Source organism: Candidatus Flexicrinis affinis, from assembly GCA_016716525.1.
GTDB lineage: Bacteria > Chloroflexota > Anaerolineae > Aggregatilineales > Phototrophicaceae > Flexicrinis > Flexicrinis affinis.
This window is the reverse complement of sequence record JADJWE010000009.1, coordinates 382,058-399,011: the sequence shown is the minus strand read 5'-3', so window position 1 is coordinate 399,011 and position 16,954 is coordinate 382,058. Positions and strand designations below refer to the sequence as shown.

At 61.9% G+C, this 16,954-nt stretch carries 12 protein-coding genes; 2 read left to right on the top strand and 10 right to left on the bottom strand.

Annotated features, from left to right (window positions below):
- Window positions 1-25: 25 nt before the first annotated feature.
- The 6 genes from IPM16_20995 to IPM16_20970 all read right to left on the bottom strand — a co-directional run bounded on the left by IPM16_20995 (window position 26) and on the right by IPM16_20970 (window position 7,200).
- Window positions 26-469 carry a pentapeptide repeat-containing protein gene (locus tag IPM16_20995; GenBank protein MBK9125583.1) on the bottom strand — a complete coding sequence of 148 codons (444 nt, stop codon included), beginning with the start codon at window positions 467-469 and terminating at the stop codon, window positions 26-28.
- Window positions 462-1,436: a GDP-mannose 4,6-dehydratase gene (locus IPM16_20990; protein MBK9125582.1), complete on the bottom strand. Its 975-nt coding sequence runs from the start codon at window positions 1,434-1,436 to the stop codon at window positions 462-464. Before IPM16_20990 ends, IPM16_20995 begins: the two co-directional genes overlap by 8 nt.
- A gap of 317 nt (window positions 1,437-1,753) precedes the next feature.
- Entirely contained in the window at window positions 1,754-3,013 is a 1,260-nt protein-coding gene (locus IPM16_20985) for a glutamate-5-semialdehyde dehydrogenase (protein MBK9125581.1), read from the bottom strand.
- 3 nt (window positions 3,014-3,016) lie between these two features.
- Window positions 3,017-3,295, bottom strand: a complete 279-nt coding sequence (locus IPM16_20980) for a hypothetical protein (protein ID MBK9125580.1) — start codon at window positions 3,293-3,295, stop codon at window positions 3,017-3,019.
- 129 nt (window positions 3,296-3,424) lie between these two features.
- A complete protein-coding gene (locus IPM16_20975; GenBank protein MBK9125579.1) occupies window positions 3,425-4,618 on the bottom strand; it encodes a dephospho-CoA kinase in 1,194 nt (397 codons plus the stop codon).
- Between the two features lie 98 nt (window positions 4,619-4,716).
- On the bottom strand, window positions 4,717-7,200 hold the full coding sequence (locus IPM16_20970) for a WD40 repeat domain-containing protein (GenBank protein ID MBK9125578.1): 2,484 nt from the start codon (window positions 7,198-7,200) through the stop codon (window positions 4,717-4,719).
- A 228-nt stretch (window positions 7,201-7,428) separates the two neighbouring features.
- Between IPM16_20970 and IPM16_20965 the strand changes: the two genes are divergently transcribed.
- A complete protein-coding gene (locus tag IPM16_20965) occupies window positions 7,429-8,421 on the top strand; it encodes a hypothetical protein (GenBank protein MBK9125577.1) in 993 nt (330 codons plus the stop codon).
- On the opposite strand, the gene IPM16_20960 is transcribed toward IPM16_20965, so the two are convergent.
- Window positions 8,401-8,757, bottom strand: a complete 357-nt coding sequence (locus IPM16_20960) for a hypothetical protein (protein MBK9125576.1) — start codon at window positions 8,755-8,757, stop codon at window positions 8,401-8,403. The two genes, IPM16_20965 and IPM16_20960, sit on opposite strands and share 21 nt — an antisense overlap.
- 384 nt (window positions 8,758-9,141) lie before the next feature.
- Between IPM16_20960 and IPM16_20955 the strand changes: the two genes are divergently transcribed.
- Window positions 9,142-9,675 carry a tetratricopeptide repeat protein gene (locus IPM16_20955; protein ID MBK9125575.1) on the top strand — a complete coding sequence of 178 codons (534 nt, stop codon included), beginning with the start codon at window positions 9,142-9,144 and terminating at the stop codon, window positions 9,673-9,675.
- A gap of 241 nt (window positions 9,676-9,916) precedes the next feature.
- Here the strand turns inward: IPM16_20955 and uvrA are convergent, their stop codons facing one another.
- From uvrA to IPM16_20940, 3 genes are all read right to left on the bottom strand, one after another.
- Entirely contained in the window at window positions 9,917-12,826 is a 2,910-nt protein-coding gene (gene uvrA, locus IPM16_20950) for an excinuclease ABC subunit UvrA (GenBank protein MBK9125574.1), read from the bottom strand.
- 212 nt (window positions 12,827-13,038) lie between these two features.
- Window positions 13,039-13,737: a hypothetical protein gene (locus tag IPM16_20945; GenBank protein MBK9125573.1), complete on the bottom strand. Its 699-nt coding sequence runs from the start codon at window positions 13,735-13,737 to the stop codon at window positions 13,039-13,041.
- Between the two features lie 29 nt (window positions 13,738-13,766).
- Window positions 13,767-16,883: a hypothetical protein gene (locus IPM16_20940; GenBank protein MBK9125572.1), complete on the bottom strand. Its 3,117-nt coding sequence runs from the start codon at window positions 16,881-16,883 to the stop codon at window positions 13,767-13,769.
- Window positions 16,884-16,954 lie beyond the last annotated feature (71 nt).

The window sequence follows — 16,954 nt, the reverse complement described above, 5'->3', positions numbered from 1 at the left end:
CTTGCCGGAAGTGCTGGACGATCGTTCATGTGTAGTCGTTCGGGTTGCCGGCGGTGCCCTGTTTGCCGTCCGGCCATGTCGTGCCGGCGTCGAAGCGCAGGCCCTGCACCTTCGCGCCCGTCATGTTGGCGCCTTGCAGGTTCGCCCCGCTGACGTTCGCGTTGGTCAGGTCGACGCCGGTGAGACGCGAACCCTGCAGCGCCGCCACTGTGAAGTCGGCGGCCACGCAGATGGCGGCGTTGAGATCGGCGAACTGCATGTTGGCGCCGACCGCGTTAACGCCGGTCATGTTGGTGCTGCGCATGATCGCCTCGCGCAGGACGGTGCCGCGCAGGTTCGCCCCGCGCAAGTTGCCGTTCTCGAAGTCGAGGCGCGTGCAGTTCTCCTGGCTGAGGTCGACACCGGCAAGCCGCGGTTTGCCCGATCCGTTCAGTACCATGATGATCTCTTTGCGGGTCAGCTCAGCCATTGGGATTCTCCCGGATGTACGAAATGATCTGATCGATCGTTGTGTCGAGCGCCGTGGTGGGGCGCCAACCGATAACGCGCTTGATCTTATCCAAACTCGGCACGCGGCGGCGAAAATCTTCAAACCCGGGCTCGTACGCCTGATCGTACGGGATCAGCGAGATTTCGCTGGCGCTGTCGCTGCGCTCGCGCACACGCTCTGCCAGACCCACGATGCTGATTTCCTCGTCGCTGCCGATGTTAAAGACCTGCCCTTCCGCGTCCTCGACCTCGGCCAGCTTGGCGATCGCGTCGACCACGTCGAAGACGTTGCCGAAACAGCGCTGCTGCTGTCCGTCGCCGTAGACCTGTATTGGCTGATGGTTGAGCGCCCAACGCACGAAGCGCGGCACCACCATGCCGTACTGGCCGCTTTGGCGCGGGCCGACTGTGTTGAACAGCCGGAACACCGTGACCGGAAGCCCGACCTCTTTATGATATGCCAGCCCCAAGAATTCGTCTATCGCCTTGGACGCCGCGTAGGACCAGCGGCTGCGGGTCGTCGGGCCGAGCAGGCTGTCGTCATCCTCCTCGAACGGAAACTTGACACCCTTGCCGTAGACTTCGCTGGTCGACGCCAGCATGACCTTCTTGCGGTAGCGGGCGGCCGTCTTGAATACGACCTCGCTGCCGCCGATGTTGATCTCAATGGTCTCGATCGGCTGGCTGACGATCTTCTGCACACCGACCGCCGCCGCCAGATGGTAGATGATGTCGCACTCGCTGACGAGCCGGTCGAGCACGACGACGTTGCGGATGTCCTCGATGGCGAAGCGGAAGCGCGGGTGTTTGACCAGATTGGCGAGGTTCGACATCCGGCCGGTACTGAGGTCGTCGATCACGGTCACGGTCTGGCCGGCCGCGATCAGCTTTTCGGCCAAGTGGCTGCCGACGAATCCTGCGCCGCCGGTGATAAGGGCGTGCGTCATGGGCGTTCCTTCTTGATACGCGCGCGAATGAGTCGTCATCGTATCGGATTGTGCGAGGCGCGGCAAGTGTGGCGCGGGTATGGCGTGCGTCGCGCCGAGCGTTGAAACGCCCGGCTAACAGGTTCAAAGCCGACTGACGACCTAAGGACGCTCGCATTGAGCGTGGCAATTCGGTTGCGAGACGATCGGCGATGTAGGGGCGGCCCGGCGGGTCGTCCCACTCGTGTACTTGCCGGAATTGGTGCCAACGATCGGCCTATCGGGCTACGTCTCGCCATGCGTTTTAACGCTTGGCGACCTTGCCGCCCGTCCGCTGCTTACCAGCGCACCTGGCCGTCGCCCTGGACGACCCACTTGTACGTGGTGAGTTCTTCGAGCGCCATCGGGCCGCGGGCGTGCAGCTTCTGCGTGCTGACCGCAACCTCTGCGCCCAGGCCGAGCGCGCCGCCGTCGTTGAAACGTGTGGACGCGTTGACGAACACCGCCGACGAGTTGACCTCGTTGACGAACCGCTCGGCGTTGAGCATGTCGCGCGTCAGGATGCCATCGCTGTGATCGAGGCTGTGCGCGCGGATGTGCTCGACGGCCTCGTCCAGCGAATCGACCACCTTTAGGCCCAACACCAACGCCATCCACTCGGTGTCGAAGTCGTCCTGCCCGGCCGGCTCGACGCCCTCCATATCGCCGACGATCTGCAAGGCGCGCGGTTCAGCCTTGAACGACACGCCGCGCTCGCGCAGGGCGGTCACGAGCTTGGGCAGGAAGTCGTTTGCGATCCGCCGGTGCACCAGCGCCGTATCCGCCGAGTTGCACACCGACGGCCTGCTCGTGCGGGCATTGTCGATGATGGCGATGGCCTTGTCCTGATCGGCCGTCTCATCGACGAACAGGTGGCAGATTCCGATGCCGCCGGTGATCACGGGGATCGTGCTGTTCTCGCGGCAGAACTCGTGCAGCGAATTGCCGCCGCGCGGGATCAGCACGTCGATGTACTGGTGCATCTTGAGCATCTGGCCGACATACGCGCGGTCGGTGCTGGCGATCAACTGTACGCAGTCGGCGGGGAATCCGCACGACGCCAGCGCGCGCTGAATGGCCGCGACCAGCGCGACGTTGCTGCGCAGAGTCTCCTTGCCGCCGCGCAGGATCGACGCGTTGCCGGTCTTGAGCGCCAGCGAAGCGACCTCGACGGTGACGTTCGGGCGCGCCTCGTAAATCACACCCAGCACACCCAGCGGAATGCGCCGGCGCGACACTTTCAGTCCGTTGTCGAGCGTGCGCTCGTCCCACGACTTGCCGACCGGATCGGGCAGCGTGACGACATGGCGCACGTCCTTGATGATGCCGGTGAGCCGCTTCTGCAGGTCAAGTCGATCGAGCAATGCCGCGCTCAGTCCGTTGGCCCGCCCTTCGGCGAGGTCTTCGGCATTCGCCGTGATAATCGCGTCGGCGCTGTCCTCCAGCGCATTGGCGATCTCAAGCAGCAGCGCGTTCTTTTGGTCGGTGGTCGCCCGGGCGAGTGTGACTGCCGCGGCCTTCGCCCGCTTGCCCATGTCGATCAGGTTGAGGTCGGCCATCGGTTACGACTCCTGCGCGGGGTCGGACTTCACTTCGGTCGGAGCGGCGGCCTCGGACTTGGCAGGCTCGGCGCTGTCTTCCCACGCGACGATGTACACGCATAGGCCGGCGACCAGCACGGTCGCCACCAACAGCGCGATGAACTGAGTCGGCAGCATGCCCGCGTCGCGCGCTTCATAGCCGACGATTGCCACCATGCCGACCGACAGCACGATCCATGCCGCCAGTCTCGGGTGCCGCGCAGCCCATGCCGCCCCGGGGATTCGTTTGAGGAAGTCCATCTCAGGCTCCCTTCGGGAGAGTCTTCAGTGGTCAGATTTCAGTAGACAGTTTACCGATGTACGCTCGCGCTGAACAGGGAGCGCCCGAATCATCCCGATAACTGACGACTGAAATCTGAAGACTGGCGTCTAGATCGGCTTGAGCACGCGGTCTTTGCGCAGGCGCTTTTCGAGCACCAGCAGACTGTTGCCACCGGCTTCGGTGACCGCCTCGCGCCATGCCGGCACGGTGATCTGGTTGATCGTGACCGTCTGATAGCCGTTGACGGCAAACGCCGCCGGCACGTCTTTGGCGACATCCATCGGCAGAAATACGAAGCCGACTTCGCTTTCCAGCTCGCGGCTGAATTCTTCGACCGCTTTGACGAACGCGTCGATCACCGGCTTGACCGGCACGTTGGGCTTGAGCACCAGCTCGTCGCAGCGGGTGATCAGGTTCTCGACCTGCCAGCCCATGATGCCCAGTACATCTTCGTGCTGGTCGTGCGCCATCAGGAAGCTCTTGTTGCCGAACGACAGCATCACATCCATGCGGTTGACCGGCTTGCCGGTGACGTGCGTCATAAACGCAGCGATGCGGTCGGCGTTGGTGGGCATCCCGCGCTTGATGCCGACTTGGAGCGCGCCGGCCGGCATAACCGGGATTTGAAGTGGAATGGGCGCCGTCTCGGTGGTCGACGTGACCAGCGGGTTGGCGCCGGACGCCACCTTGTCCAGCGCGCGGTTGACGATGTTGTTCCACGCCTTCTGAACCTGCTTCCACGTCTCTTCGACATTGCCGTCGTTCTCGATGACGACGTTTGCCTTCTTGAGCTTTTCGGCCTGCGAGCCTTGCCCGAGAATGCGCTTTTTGGCCTCTTCGGGCGTCATGCTGCGTTTGCCAAGCAGGCGGCGGTACTGCGTCTCCGGCTTGGCATTGACGACCCATACTTCGTCGACGACTTTCGCCAAGTCGCCGTCGAGCAGCTTGATCGCCTCGATGACGACGACGCGCTGCTTAGCACGTTGGACGAGGGCCAGCACGGCCTGCCGCACGATCGGGTGCGTAATTTGTTCAAGGCGTTGGAGCGCGAGCGGGTTGCTGAAGGCGATCGCGCCGAGCGCGCCCCGGTTGATCGACTTGTCGGGGTTGAGGATGAACGCGCCAAACGTGTCTACGATCGGCTTGTAGGCGGGGGCGCCGGGCTGCATGGCTTGATGAACCAGCGAATCCGCATCGATCGGGTAGCCACCGAGGTGCTGAAGCATCTGGCGGACGGTGCTTTTGCCGACGGCGATATTCCCCGTGAGGCCGATAAGGTATTTGTTCGGGAAATGACTCACGGAATCCGCCCTTCCTGCCGCTGATCCCACGTTGTCCGGTGATAAGTGCTTTTGGCAGTATACCGTCAACCGAGGGCGCCTGCCAATTGAGGCTGATCTTAATTGTTGGGGGAAGGCGCAATCGTGAATGTAGCGGTAGCAGTAGGCGTTGTTGTCGGGGTTGGAGATGCAACGATGAACCCTGGTCGAATCCGGTATGCCGTCGTGTAGATCTGACCTGTATTCGGGTCCGCGAGCGTAACGAGTTCATGAGGGTGTCTCCATGCCATGACGCCCGCAAAGTTATAGTTGGCCGTCACGTAGAACAGTGAATTTGTTGAGGGTTCATAGAAATACAGCCGAAACCCGCCATCGGTGTTATACGAGAGACGGTCTTCGGGCGCCCACTGCAGCTGGCTAATATTGACCGGACTTCTATATGCCCTTTGTCGCTCAAATTCCGGTACGTGCCAGAATGCAAGTTCATCACCGTGCGCTGTGACCAGTGTGTCTGCAGACTTTCCCCACAAGTACTCTGTTACGGAGGCGATAATGCGCACTGCAGCCAATTCTGGCTGTTGTTCATCATCGAGAAACTGCCACACATGCAGAGACTCAACATCGTTGAAATCGCTTACCATCGCGCCAATAAACTCGCCGCCAGGACTCCACGTCACACGGGTTATCGCACGACTGGCGATAGACGTAGCGACAATTGCCGCCCCGGAGTCGAGGTCGTAGACCGTCAGCGCGACATTCGCACCTACGGTTCCCACCGCGATTCGCGTCCCAGTGGGATCGACGGCAACTGAGGTGGCACCAAAAGGGTCCACAATGTCGAATTGGTTCACGACTTCAAGGGAACTCAGGTTGAGCACGCGCAAACCCCCACTGGCGGCAATGAATAGTAGATGATCAGCATCTGTCTTGCTCCACGTGACGCAATGCGAGCATGGCGCGATCTGCACCGTGATCTTCACGCCGTCGCTGCGGTCAACGACAACCCGGCCGGACTCGTGCACCGCGAAAACGTGCTCCCCGGTGGCGTTCCAACTGATCGCAGTGATCGGGTCCTCAACGGGAACGGCGACCGCGGTCGGTGTAATCGTCATCGGGGTCGCTGTCGGCCAGTTCGTGGGTGACGGGATCATTGTATAGCCCGGATACGGTGTGGCGGTCGGGACTAGGCATGGGTATTCCCCATACGCAGCGCATGGCTCGATGGTCATCCACGGGACAACGGGCATCACTCTAGAGTGCAGTTTGGGCGGACTATGAAATACAGAAACCCCGGCGTTTGGGTAACGCAGCTCCAGCTCGAAGTAGAGACCCAACTGGTTATACATCAACCAGAGTTCGCCTGAGTCGTCATTAACGGATTCCGGGTAACCGAACGCGCCAATGATCGCATCCAACGTCGTGTTGATAGGCGCATAGATGAACTGCACGACACCCCATTGCACCCACACGCCGATTGACGTACCGAAATCGGAATGCAGAAATCGCTGCCGCGGCAAGTTTATGCTTGCGAGGTCGTTGACCATTCCATCGGCAAAAACGCCATGCCACCCGCCGCTTTCGTTCCAGTATCCGCCGGCCCGTTCGACACGTGCCCGCAGCTCGTACGAGGTCGTAATGCCCGGCTCGATTCCGAAAAGGCACAGCGACTCACAGGCTGGGTCGAACAGTGCCAAAAGGTCCTGAGCCTCAGCAAGAGGAAGTGCAGGTATCGGTTCGGTCACGAGTTTCCCGTTCGACCAGTAGCCGAAACCATCAGTTGTCGGCACGAAAGGGACCAGAGCGTCGCGATCCGCCCACCTCTGCAGCAGCAGTTCACCCGTCACGGCGCTGTAGACGTCGATTCGCCCGTCAGGCAGCGTCATCGCAAACGTATCACCGTCATCGAGCCATCCGGCGTAGGAGTACGGCGCAATGGAGGGAGTCGGTTCGGGAAAGTACGAGATTTCTCGGACGACATGGTTATCCGCGTATTCCCAGATTCGCCAGCGTCCGTCCCCAACTGTGAGGAGAGGCCCCGTCAGACTGGCCCACGCCATCTGGTAGACGGGTAGCACGGATCGCACCATGAGCGCGCGGGTACGCACATTATGGACCTCGAGGCCGTCCGGCCCCGCGATCGCCAGAGTATCCGAGTCTCGCCACGCCAATGACCTTACATCACGGAGTTGGGGCCTGATCACACGCAGTGCATGTTCAGGGACCGTCATATCATAGATATGAATCCGTCCGCTGTCGTCGGCTGTGGCGATCGCAACCATGCGCGTATCGGGGCTCACGGCAGCGAGACGCGCGCCCCCATCCGGCAGAAGGTAATGCGTTTCGCCGGTCACACGATGGCTCAGGTATAGGGTATTGTTCTGGAGCACGGCGCCGAACCAGAGGCCGTGTGTGTGGGCAAGGTGGGAGACCGGATGTGGAAAGCCGAACATCGCTGACTGGTAAAGACCCGTCGGATCGGTAACCACAACATCCGATGAGTCCTCATAAGCGGAGACCAGCAGCGTGCCGGTGTAGAATGCAGCAGACACAACCGGCAAGTCGTTGGTCTGCTGACCTAAAGGAAAGTTGACCAGCATCATCAAGAACAGGCATGTAGCAACGAACGATCTCACGTACCCGGGCTCCTGTCGCTTCATGATTCAAGGTTATCTCGCGTGGACTCTTGAACAAACTGCGGCGGGTCTACGGCACCTTGCGGATTCCTGATGCAAAACCTACTGTCGTATATGGTGTTGGCAGTTCCGTATGCGCGTAAGCGCATGCGATTTATGCAGTAGGGTGAATCCTTAAGAACTGGAGGCCGAAACCGATTGCGCACCGCCGCACGCACAGTTCTCATCGCTCTCATCGCTGTGGCCGGCGCCGCCGGACTCCAGTTTCTTCCGCCCGGCCACGAGCCGCCCGTGCTGCCAGCGGACGTCTATCGCGCGGCATGGATCGGAGTCGAATGGGCGATGGAGCCGCATGACTCCGCCGAACTGCGCGCGCTTGCGGCTGAATTGTCTGACCGACGTATCCAATATGCCTACTTCTACGTGAGCTACCTTCGACCCGACGACACCTTCAACCCGACCTTCGACCATGCGCGCGCACTGACCGACACGCTGCGCGATCTCGCGCCGGACATCATGCTGCTGGCGTGGATCGGCGTTCCGATTCAAGGCTCCGGCCCGGACGGACTTGATATCAACCGGCTTGAGGACATCTCCATTCGGGACTCGCTTGCCGAGTTTGCGGCGTTCTCCGTGTCCGAACTCGGGTTCGACGGTGTCCATCTCAATGCCGAGCTCGCGGCCGACGGCGACCCTGCGTTGATCGAGACGCTGCGCGCCATCCGCGAGTCGATGCAGGACGACGCGCTGCTCTCTACGACGGCGCATGCGCTGCGACTTACAGGGCCGGTGACGTTCATCCCCTACCCGGCCGCAGCGCATCACTGGTCGGTCGCCTACCTGCAGGATGTCGCAGCGACTGTCGATCAGATTGCGCTCATGGCCTACGACTCGGGTTTGCCGTTCCCTGCCGACTATCGTCGCTGGATGACGTATCAGGTGGCGACGGCGACGGAAGCACTGGCCGGCTCGTCAACCGACCTCGTCGTCGGCATTCCGACCTCCGAGGAATGGACCCCATCGCACCAGACGCAAGGCGAAACGCTCGACGCCGCGCTGTGGGGACTGCGGAACGGTCTCGCTGAAAGTGCGTCGCCACAGACGTTCTCCGGGATCGCGATCTATCCGTATTGGGAGACGAGCGCCGATGAGTGGGCACGAATCATTGCGTCAACCGAGCGCGATCCGTAGCCCGACAATGACGATCCCGATGACCGCAAGCGCCCCGCACACCTGCGGGATGCGCCGCGCGAACTGCTCCGGCAGGAAGATGTCGGCGATCCAGTCGTTGCCAGTATGATCGCCCATCTGCTTGGCGAGGTTGGTCAGCGGGCAGCGGGTGCCGTTGAGGACGTACACCGCCGACTCGGCCAGTACGGCGGCGACAGACACGACCAGCAGCGGTCCGCCCTGATTCGCGATCCCGCTGTAGAGGATGTAGAGGATCGCCGCGCTGACGGCCAGAAACACAACGGTGTGAAACAGCTTGAGCCAGAACAAAGCCGGCGAGATTGGCTTGGTGGTCATGGTGGGAGTCCCCGTCGCGTCCAACGCGGCTGCAGAGCGAACGCGCAGTGCCGCATCATTCAGTGTGACCCGAAACTTCGGCAGCCGCCCGTGTCGATATGAACACGTTCGCCGTGACGAACGTCCTCAGCCCAATGCACAAGGCGCGGGGGTCTCCCGCACCAACCATCCCTCGACACACGCGGTAGCGCATTTTTCTAGAGCGTGATCGTCTACAATAGGCTGGATGGCAGAACATGGTTACTTTATTGACACGGAGGACGTCCCATACCTTCTAGAGTACAAGACGCTTGGAACGACTTCTCTGCTCGTCGTTATGCGCAGGCACTCGAGACATGCGGAGACATCCTGAGCGCTGATCCGACAAACGCGGAGGCGCTCTACGTGCGCAGTCGCGCTCTGCACGCGCTCGATGACAAGTCGGCGGCATACAGTGCCGTTTGCGCAGCCATCGAAAACGATCCCACGCTGGCGGAAGCGTACTGGCATCGGGCCTTTATTCACCTGCACACCTTGCGTGATGTGGAGCGTGCACATCGCGATTACGCCGAAGCGGTCCGGCTCGATCCCGCTTTCTTCTGGGCACACGCGGACTGGGGTGAGATGTGCATGGAGCTCGAGGACTTCGAAGCCGCGATTTCGCACTTCACGGATGCGCTCCACGTGCGGCCGGCTGCCAGCGTGACACGGTCAAATCGGGCGTTTTGCCTTATGCAGCTTGGCCGGTATGACGAAGCGATCTCAGATTATTCGCTCATCATCGAGGATCAACCCGACCAGGTTCGCGCATACTATGCGCGCGGAACGACGTACTTCGAGATGGGCGACTATGCGGCCGCATTGGCAGACTTCGACCAATCGATCAGGCTCAATCCGAACCATGCCGATGACTACTGCAATCGCGGTTGTACCTATTAGGTTCTGGGCGACCTCGAACACGCCTTGACTGACCTGTCACACGCGATTCAACTCAATCCGGATGATGCCGAATACTATGTGACGCGGGCAGAAATCTTTCGGGCGATCGGGCGGAATGCGGAAGCCGACACCGACGAGGAAAAAGCGCGTTTACTCACTGGCCCTGAATAACACACAAGGCACGGGGGTCTCCCGCGCCTTGTCACGCATCAGTCAGCACGCATCACTCCGCCGGAGGCGGCTAGAGGATGGGCAGAATCGGCTCACCGGCCAGCATGTGCCGCAGGTACTGACCCGTGAAGCTGACTTCGTTCTCCGCGACTTCTTCGGGCGTACCCTCGGCGATGATTTCGCCGCCACCGTCGCCGCCCTCCGGCCCGAGGTCGATGATGTGATCGGCGACTTTGATGATGTCGAGGTTATGCTCGATCACGACGACCGTGTTGCCGTTGTCAACCAGCGTCTGCAGCACCGTGATCAGGTGGCTGACGTCGATCGCGTGCAGGCCGGTCGAAGGCTCGTCGAGGATGTACAGCGTGCTGCCCGTCGCGCGCTTGCTCAACTCGCGGCTGAGCTTGACGCGCTGCGCCTCGCCGCCGGAAAGCTGCGTCGCCGGCTGACCGATGCGAATGTAACCGAGGCCGACCGCGTCGAGCGTCTCCAGCTTGTTGCGAATGGTCGGGATGTTCTCGAAGTACGCCAGCCCTTCCGTCACGGTCAGGTCCAGCACGTCGGCGATGCTCTTGCCCTTGAAGTGCACCTGCAGCGTCTCGCGGTTATAGCGGCTGCCCTTGCACACCTCGCAGTCGACGTAGATGTCCGGCAGGAACTGCATCTCAATCTTGATCTGCCCCTGCCCCTGACAGTTCTCGCAACGACCGCCCTTGACGTTGAAGCTGAAGCGGCCGGGCCCGTAGCCGCGCATCTTGCTTTCGGGCAGCTCGGCGAACAGGTCGCGGATCGAGTCGAACATCTTGGTGTAGGTGCCGGGGTTGCTGCGCGGCGTCCGGCCGATCGGCGACTGATCGATGTTGATGATCTTGTCAATCTGCTCGATGCCTTCGATCGCCGTGTGCTTGCCGGGGCGCTCGCGGCTGCCGTTGATGGCCTGCGCCAGCTTAGCGTGCAGGATATCGACGATCAGCGTCGACTTGCCGCTGCCGCTGACGCCGGTCACGCACACCAGCTTGCCGAGCGGGATGTCCACGCTCAGTTCCTTGAGGTTGTTCTCGGTTGCGCCGATGATGCGGATCGTCCCGCCGGAACCCTCGCGGCGTGTCTCCGGCACCGGGATATGGAAGCGCCCGCTGAGGAAGTCGCCGGTCGGGCTGCCGACGACCTGCATCACGTCGTCCGGCGTGCCTTGCGCGACGATCTCCCCGCCGTGCTCTCCGGCACCGGGGCCGAGATCGATCAAGTGGTCGGCGCAGCGCATGGTCTCTTCGTCGTGTTCGACCACTAGCACGGTGTTGCCGAGGTCGCGCAGGTCCATCAGCGTGCGGATCAGCTTGCCGTTGTCACGCTGATGCAAACCGATCGACGGCTCGTCCAGCACGTACAGTACGCCCGTCAGGCGCGATCCGATCTGCGTGGCGAGCCGGATACGCTGCGCCTCGCCGCCGCTGAGCGACGCGGCCGCACGGGCCAACGTCAAATAGCCCAGGCCGACATCATTGAGGAAGCGCACGCGTTCCTCGATCTCTTTGAGGATCTGGTAGGCAATCTGCTGGTCGCGGTTGTTCAGCGAAGCGACAGTGCCGTTGTTGCCGCGCAAGCTGTCGACCCAGCCTTTGAGCAGGGCCACGGGAAGATTCGTGACATCGTAGATCGGCTTGTCAGCGACGGTCACGGCCAACGCTTCGGGGCGCAGGCGGCGGCCGTTGCACGTCTCGCACGGGAACGGCGTCATATACCCCTGAAGCGTCTCGCGGATCATCTCGCTGCTGGTCTCGTTGTAGCGACGACGCAGGTTGTTGATCACGCCTTCGAACTTGGTCTCGTACACCCGCAGCTGATTGAAGCGGTTATAGTACTCGACGCGGATCTTGTCGCGGCCGGTGCCGTACAGGATGACGTCCTGCTGGCGCTCGGTGAACAACTTCCACGGCGTGTCCTCAAAGTCGATGCCATGCGCCTTGCAGACCGCTTCGAGCACCGTGCGCGTCCAGCCCGGCTCTTCCATGTTCCAGCCGTTCGCGTCGATCGCGCCTTGTGCGAGGCTGGCGTCGGCGTTGGCGACGATGCGCGACGGGTCGAACTCAAGCCGGAAGCCCAAGCCCTGACACTCCGGGCATGCGCCGCGCGGCGTGTTGAACGAGAACGTGCTCGGCTCGATGTCCGGAATGCTGCCATGGCCGTTGACACAGGCGAGATGCTCGCTGAACAGGATGTCCTCGGGCTTGTCGCCGAGCGTGTTGACCGTCACAACGCCCTCGCCCAGCTTGAGCGCCGTCTCGATGGCGTTGGTCAGGCGCGTCTCGGCGTTCTGTGCGTCCTCGCTGTTCGCGTCCTCATAGTGCCGGATCACCAGACGGTCGACTACGATTTCGATGTTGTGGATCTTGTAGCGATCCATCTTGATCTCTTCTTCGAGCTCGCGCACGTCGCCATCGACGCGCACGCGCACGAAGCCCTGCTTCTTGATGTCCTCGAGCACCTTTTCGTGGTTGCCCTTCTTGTCGCGGATCACCGGCGCGAGGATCTGGATGCGGGTGCCTTCCGGGAGGGATCTGACGGCGTCGACGACCTGCTGTGCGCTCTGCGCGACGACCTTTTCGCCGCAGACCGGGCAGTGTGGGATGCCGATACGGGCATATAGCAGACGCAGGTAGTCGTAGATCTCAGTCACGGTACCGACCGTCGAGCGCGGGTTATGGCTCACGCCCTTCTGGTCGATGCTGACGGCCGGGCTCAGCCCTTCGATCTGATCAACGTCGGGCTTCTCCATCTGCCCGAGGAATTGGCGCGCATAGGCGCTCAGGCTTTCGACGTAACGCCGCTGACCTTCGGCGAAAATCGTGTCAAACGCGAGCGACGACTTGCCAGACCCGGACAAGCCGCTGATGACGACCAGTTGGTCGCGCGGGATCTCGACATCGATGTTCTTGAGGTTGTGTTCGCGCGCGCCATGGACGACGATCTTATCCGACATAAGGACCTCGAGTCTCCGGCTGGTAGGGGGCCAAGCGGGGGTATGCAGTTTGTGGCACAGACGTTCTAGCAGTATAGCGGTCTGGACGGCCTATCACAATAGCACATAAGCTCAGAAAGTCGACTGTGCAGATGGTGAGAAATGGTGCGGTATGCGGAACAAAAACGGGCCGGTCGAACGACCGGCCCGTCGTGTATCTTGTTACGTTCACCCTACCGCGCGCGGTAGAACCGCAGGGCGCTGGCTTCGCCCGGCAGTTCATCGAGGATCACCTCGTAGACCTTGCCTTCGGCGTCCGGCCCGATGTTGATTTGGAATTCGCCGCTGCTGAGCGCGATCAACATGGTCGGTCCCAGCTCAGCCATGATCGTGTTCTGTCTGGGCGTGTCGATCTGGAACAGCACGCCCGCGTATGCGCCGATCGACCGGCCAACCGTCCCGTCCACGACGTATACGACGATTCCGGGGCCGGTGGATGTCTCGGCGTTGTACAGCACGGCGAGCAAATCGCCGTAACCGGCGTTGATGCGGTCATCGCTGGCCTGCGGCAGGATCTCGCCGCCGCACCCCACAATGCGAGTCACCGACTCGGTTGCCGGCGCGCCAGCGATGCGCACCGACATCGTGATTGGCCCCGACGCAAGTGACGGCACGTCAATCGCAAACGGCATCGGCGTGATGTTGAATATGAACGGGATCGTCGTCCCGCCCGCCCGCAGTTCGAGCGTCTCGCCAATCAGCGGGTTGCCGTTGGTATCGGTTGCGCCCAGCAGCAGCGTCCCTTCCATGATTGTGCCGTTGCACGAGGCCACGGTGACTCCGTCGAACTGCACGTCGCCTGCGGGCTGCGCCAGCGCTGGCAGCGTGAACCCGACTGTCACCAAGATCAGGATCGCGAGTTTTCGAAGCATGGTTTCTAACCCTCCATGTCAGGTATGGTCTAGTCGTTACGACGGAAGCTGTCTGGGGCCGATGGCGGCGGCAGCACGGCATCTCGGCGCGGAACTGCGGCGGTGATGCGCAGGTCGGAGTCGTCTACCCACATCGAGCCGAGCGAACCTGTCTGGATCTGCACCTTGACCTTGGCGACCGGCCCGGTCAGCGGGATGTTCGCCGTAAGCTCAGTATACACGGTCGTGCCCACGCCGACATCGAGCGTCACCTTGTCCTTGTTGTCGTCAGCATACTTGACCTTGACCTTGACCTGACCACCGGTAGTCAAGTCTTTGCCGCGCGCCCAAATACTGAAGGCGAGCGCGTCGCCGGCCTCGGCAAACGCAGCGTCATACTTGACGGTCTGCTTTAGCTTCCGTGTAACGTTAGTCGCACCCGTGAACCGGAAGCGGAAGGTCGTCACGCCGTCAACCACTTCCTTCGAGTTGATCCCGTCCGACGTCAGCAGGTCTTTGCCCGACCATCCGTCAGGGATGTCGCCGCGCAGGACGTTCGGCTCAAAGCTCGGGTTGACGAGCAGGTTGGTCTGCGAATCGGTGATCTGCACGCCGACCGGCGCGACCACGAATCCGTCGTACAGACCGTCGCCGCTGGACGCCGTGAACGTGACGTCGACCGTCTCGCTGTCGATGACCGGGTCGTCAATCGCCGTAACGGTAACCGTCTGCGGCGTCAGGTCGCTGAACGTGAGGACGTTGGGCTGCACGTCGAGGTCGAGCGCGTCGAACGTCAGTGTGATCTGCACGTCGGCGGTCGGCTGACTGGTCAGGTTGACGTCGAACGTGGCCGACGTGCCCTCCAGCAGGTTCAGCGCGGTCGGCGCGATGGTCACGCCGGCGGTGTCGTCGTCCAGTACCGTCAGGTCGACCGTTCCCGCAAGCGCGTCGTATTTCGCGTCCGCGCTGGCCGCGTCGTAGGCGAACGTCGTCACGACATCGGGCGCATCCACGAGGTTGTCGACGCCGGAGACGGTGACGGCCTGCGGCGTGTCCCAATTGCCGCTGGTGAACGTCAGAATCGACACGTCGAACGTGACCTCCGCCGGCGGGGTCAGCGTGACGGTCACGTCGCCACCCGGCAAGGTTGCCAGCGTGACGTTCACAACGGTGCTGCCGCTTTCGACGACCGTGACCGACGCCGGGTCGAACACCACGGCGGACACATCGTCGTCGGTGATGGTCACGTCGATGTCGGAAAGCGCGCCGAGATCATACGCGGGCAAGCTGCTCGACACGGTCACCCCAATTACGTCGGCGACCGAGTCCGACCCGTCGATGCTGTCCTCGAAGCCGGTGACAGTCACGACCTGCGGTGTATCCCAGTTGCCTTCGGTGAACGTCAACAGGGTCTTGTCGAGCGACGCGATCGCAGGTTCGGTCAGGGTGACGGTGACGTCGGCGCCCGGCGCGGCGTCGAGGACGACGGTGAAGATGTCGCTCTCGCCCTCCTCGATCGTCAGACTGCTCTCGCTGACGGTGACTCCCGCCAGCGATCCGTCGTTGGCGCTGATCGTGTATGTCCGCGTCGCCGGGCTCATTAGCGAGAACCCGACCGTGTCGGTCACGTTGACTGAGAAGGTCTCGTCAGGCTCGACAACATCATCGTCCTCGATACTGCCAATCACCGTGAAAGATGCAACACCGGCGACATTATGGTTGATAAGCGTGTAAGGCAAGTAGTCTCCCGGCGCTATCGCACTGCCATCACTGGTTGCTACGCTGATCGTGCGCGCACAGTCGGGACACGCTGCCGCCCCCGTGAAACCAAAGAGGGCCGCGAATCCAGAGCCTTCGGTGACCGGCGAATTCGTTGTGAAGGTCGCCTGAATCGCCTCGACCGCGCCGATGTCGCATCCCGCCCCGATACTGCGCGTCGCGCCGCGGCCATCTTGCGCGGGGCAGACACCGAGTGCGCGGTCAATGGCCGGGCTGTTGTCCGCCGGTTCGAACACCTGCGTCGGTCCGCCAAACCCACTGGCTGCCAGACTACGGAGTGTTGTGTCGATCACCGTACTGGGCAAGCCAGCGATGACCTCGAACTCCGGCGTGGCCGGGCACCCGCCGAGGCTGCCGTTAAACCCGACGAGGTTGCGCCCCTCGCCGACGAACAGCGTCGTTCCAGCGCCACTTGATCCACACGGCGACGTCGCCGCGATGATCGAGTTGATCAGCCGCATGGTGTGAGTTTCAGCGCTTGTGTTGTTGGAACGCACGAAGCTGTCCCATATCGTCGTATTGCGAATCACAACTTCCGTGCTGCCCGCGCCGGCAGACCGGCCCACTTGAACCGCATACGGGGACGAACTCAGTGTGGTGTTCTCGATTACGTAGGTGCCGGTAGAACTGGGCTCGGCAATATCCACGCCGATTAACCCGCCTTGAAGCGTGCTAGACGTGATACTCACGTTGCCCGCCGCAACCGTGGCGATCTGCGCCGCAGGACCGGGGCCGTTGAAACGCGACCGTGCAACCGAAACGCTCGATACGTTCTCGCCGTAGACGACGCTAAGCAGCTGATCGCCACCGAAACTCTGTGCGCGTACCCGGTCGAATGCAAGACTTCCGCCGGAAGCGTTGATGAGCGCACCGTGATTGCAAGTCAGGCACCCGTCGACATTCGTCGTTATACCTTCACTGAACGACAAGTTCTGGAACGTAAGGTTCGAGTTAAAGGCCAAGAAGAGGCGCCCCAGCACGGGTATGAACGCACGGCGGATCTCGGTGGTACTCCATCCCGCGCCGACAAACGTGATGGTCCGCCCGTCGATAATCGGCAGCAGAGTGCCGCCATACAGCGCATAGTTGTCGACATCGATCGGGTACGCTTCGAGCGTCAGTTCATACGTCCCGGCCGGGATGTTGATCTGATAGTCGTTGGCGGCGCCGAGCGCCTGTGCTTCCTCGATGGCGGCGCGCAGCGAACAGGCCGCGCCGGCGGTCGCGCAGGTGCCGTCGCCCGGCGACGCGTCCTTCGCATCGATCACCGTGTCAACATTAAACGTCACCAGCGGCGGCTGAGCCAACGCCGGCACTGCCGCTACTGCAAGCACGGTGAGCACCGCGACCAACAGCGCGGCCGCAAAAAACGAACGATTCTTGCGCATGAGTTCCCTCACAATAACAAATACAACGTGTGTCGAGACTAACCCGAATAGTACTGTCGGGTCAATCAACC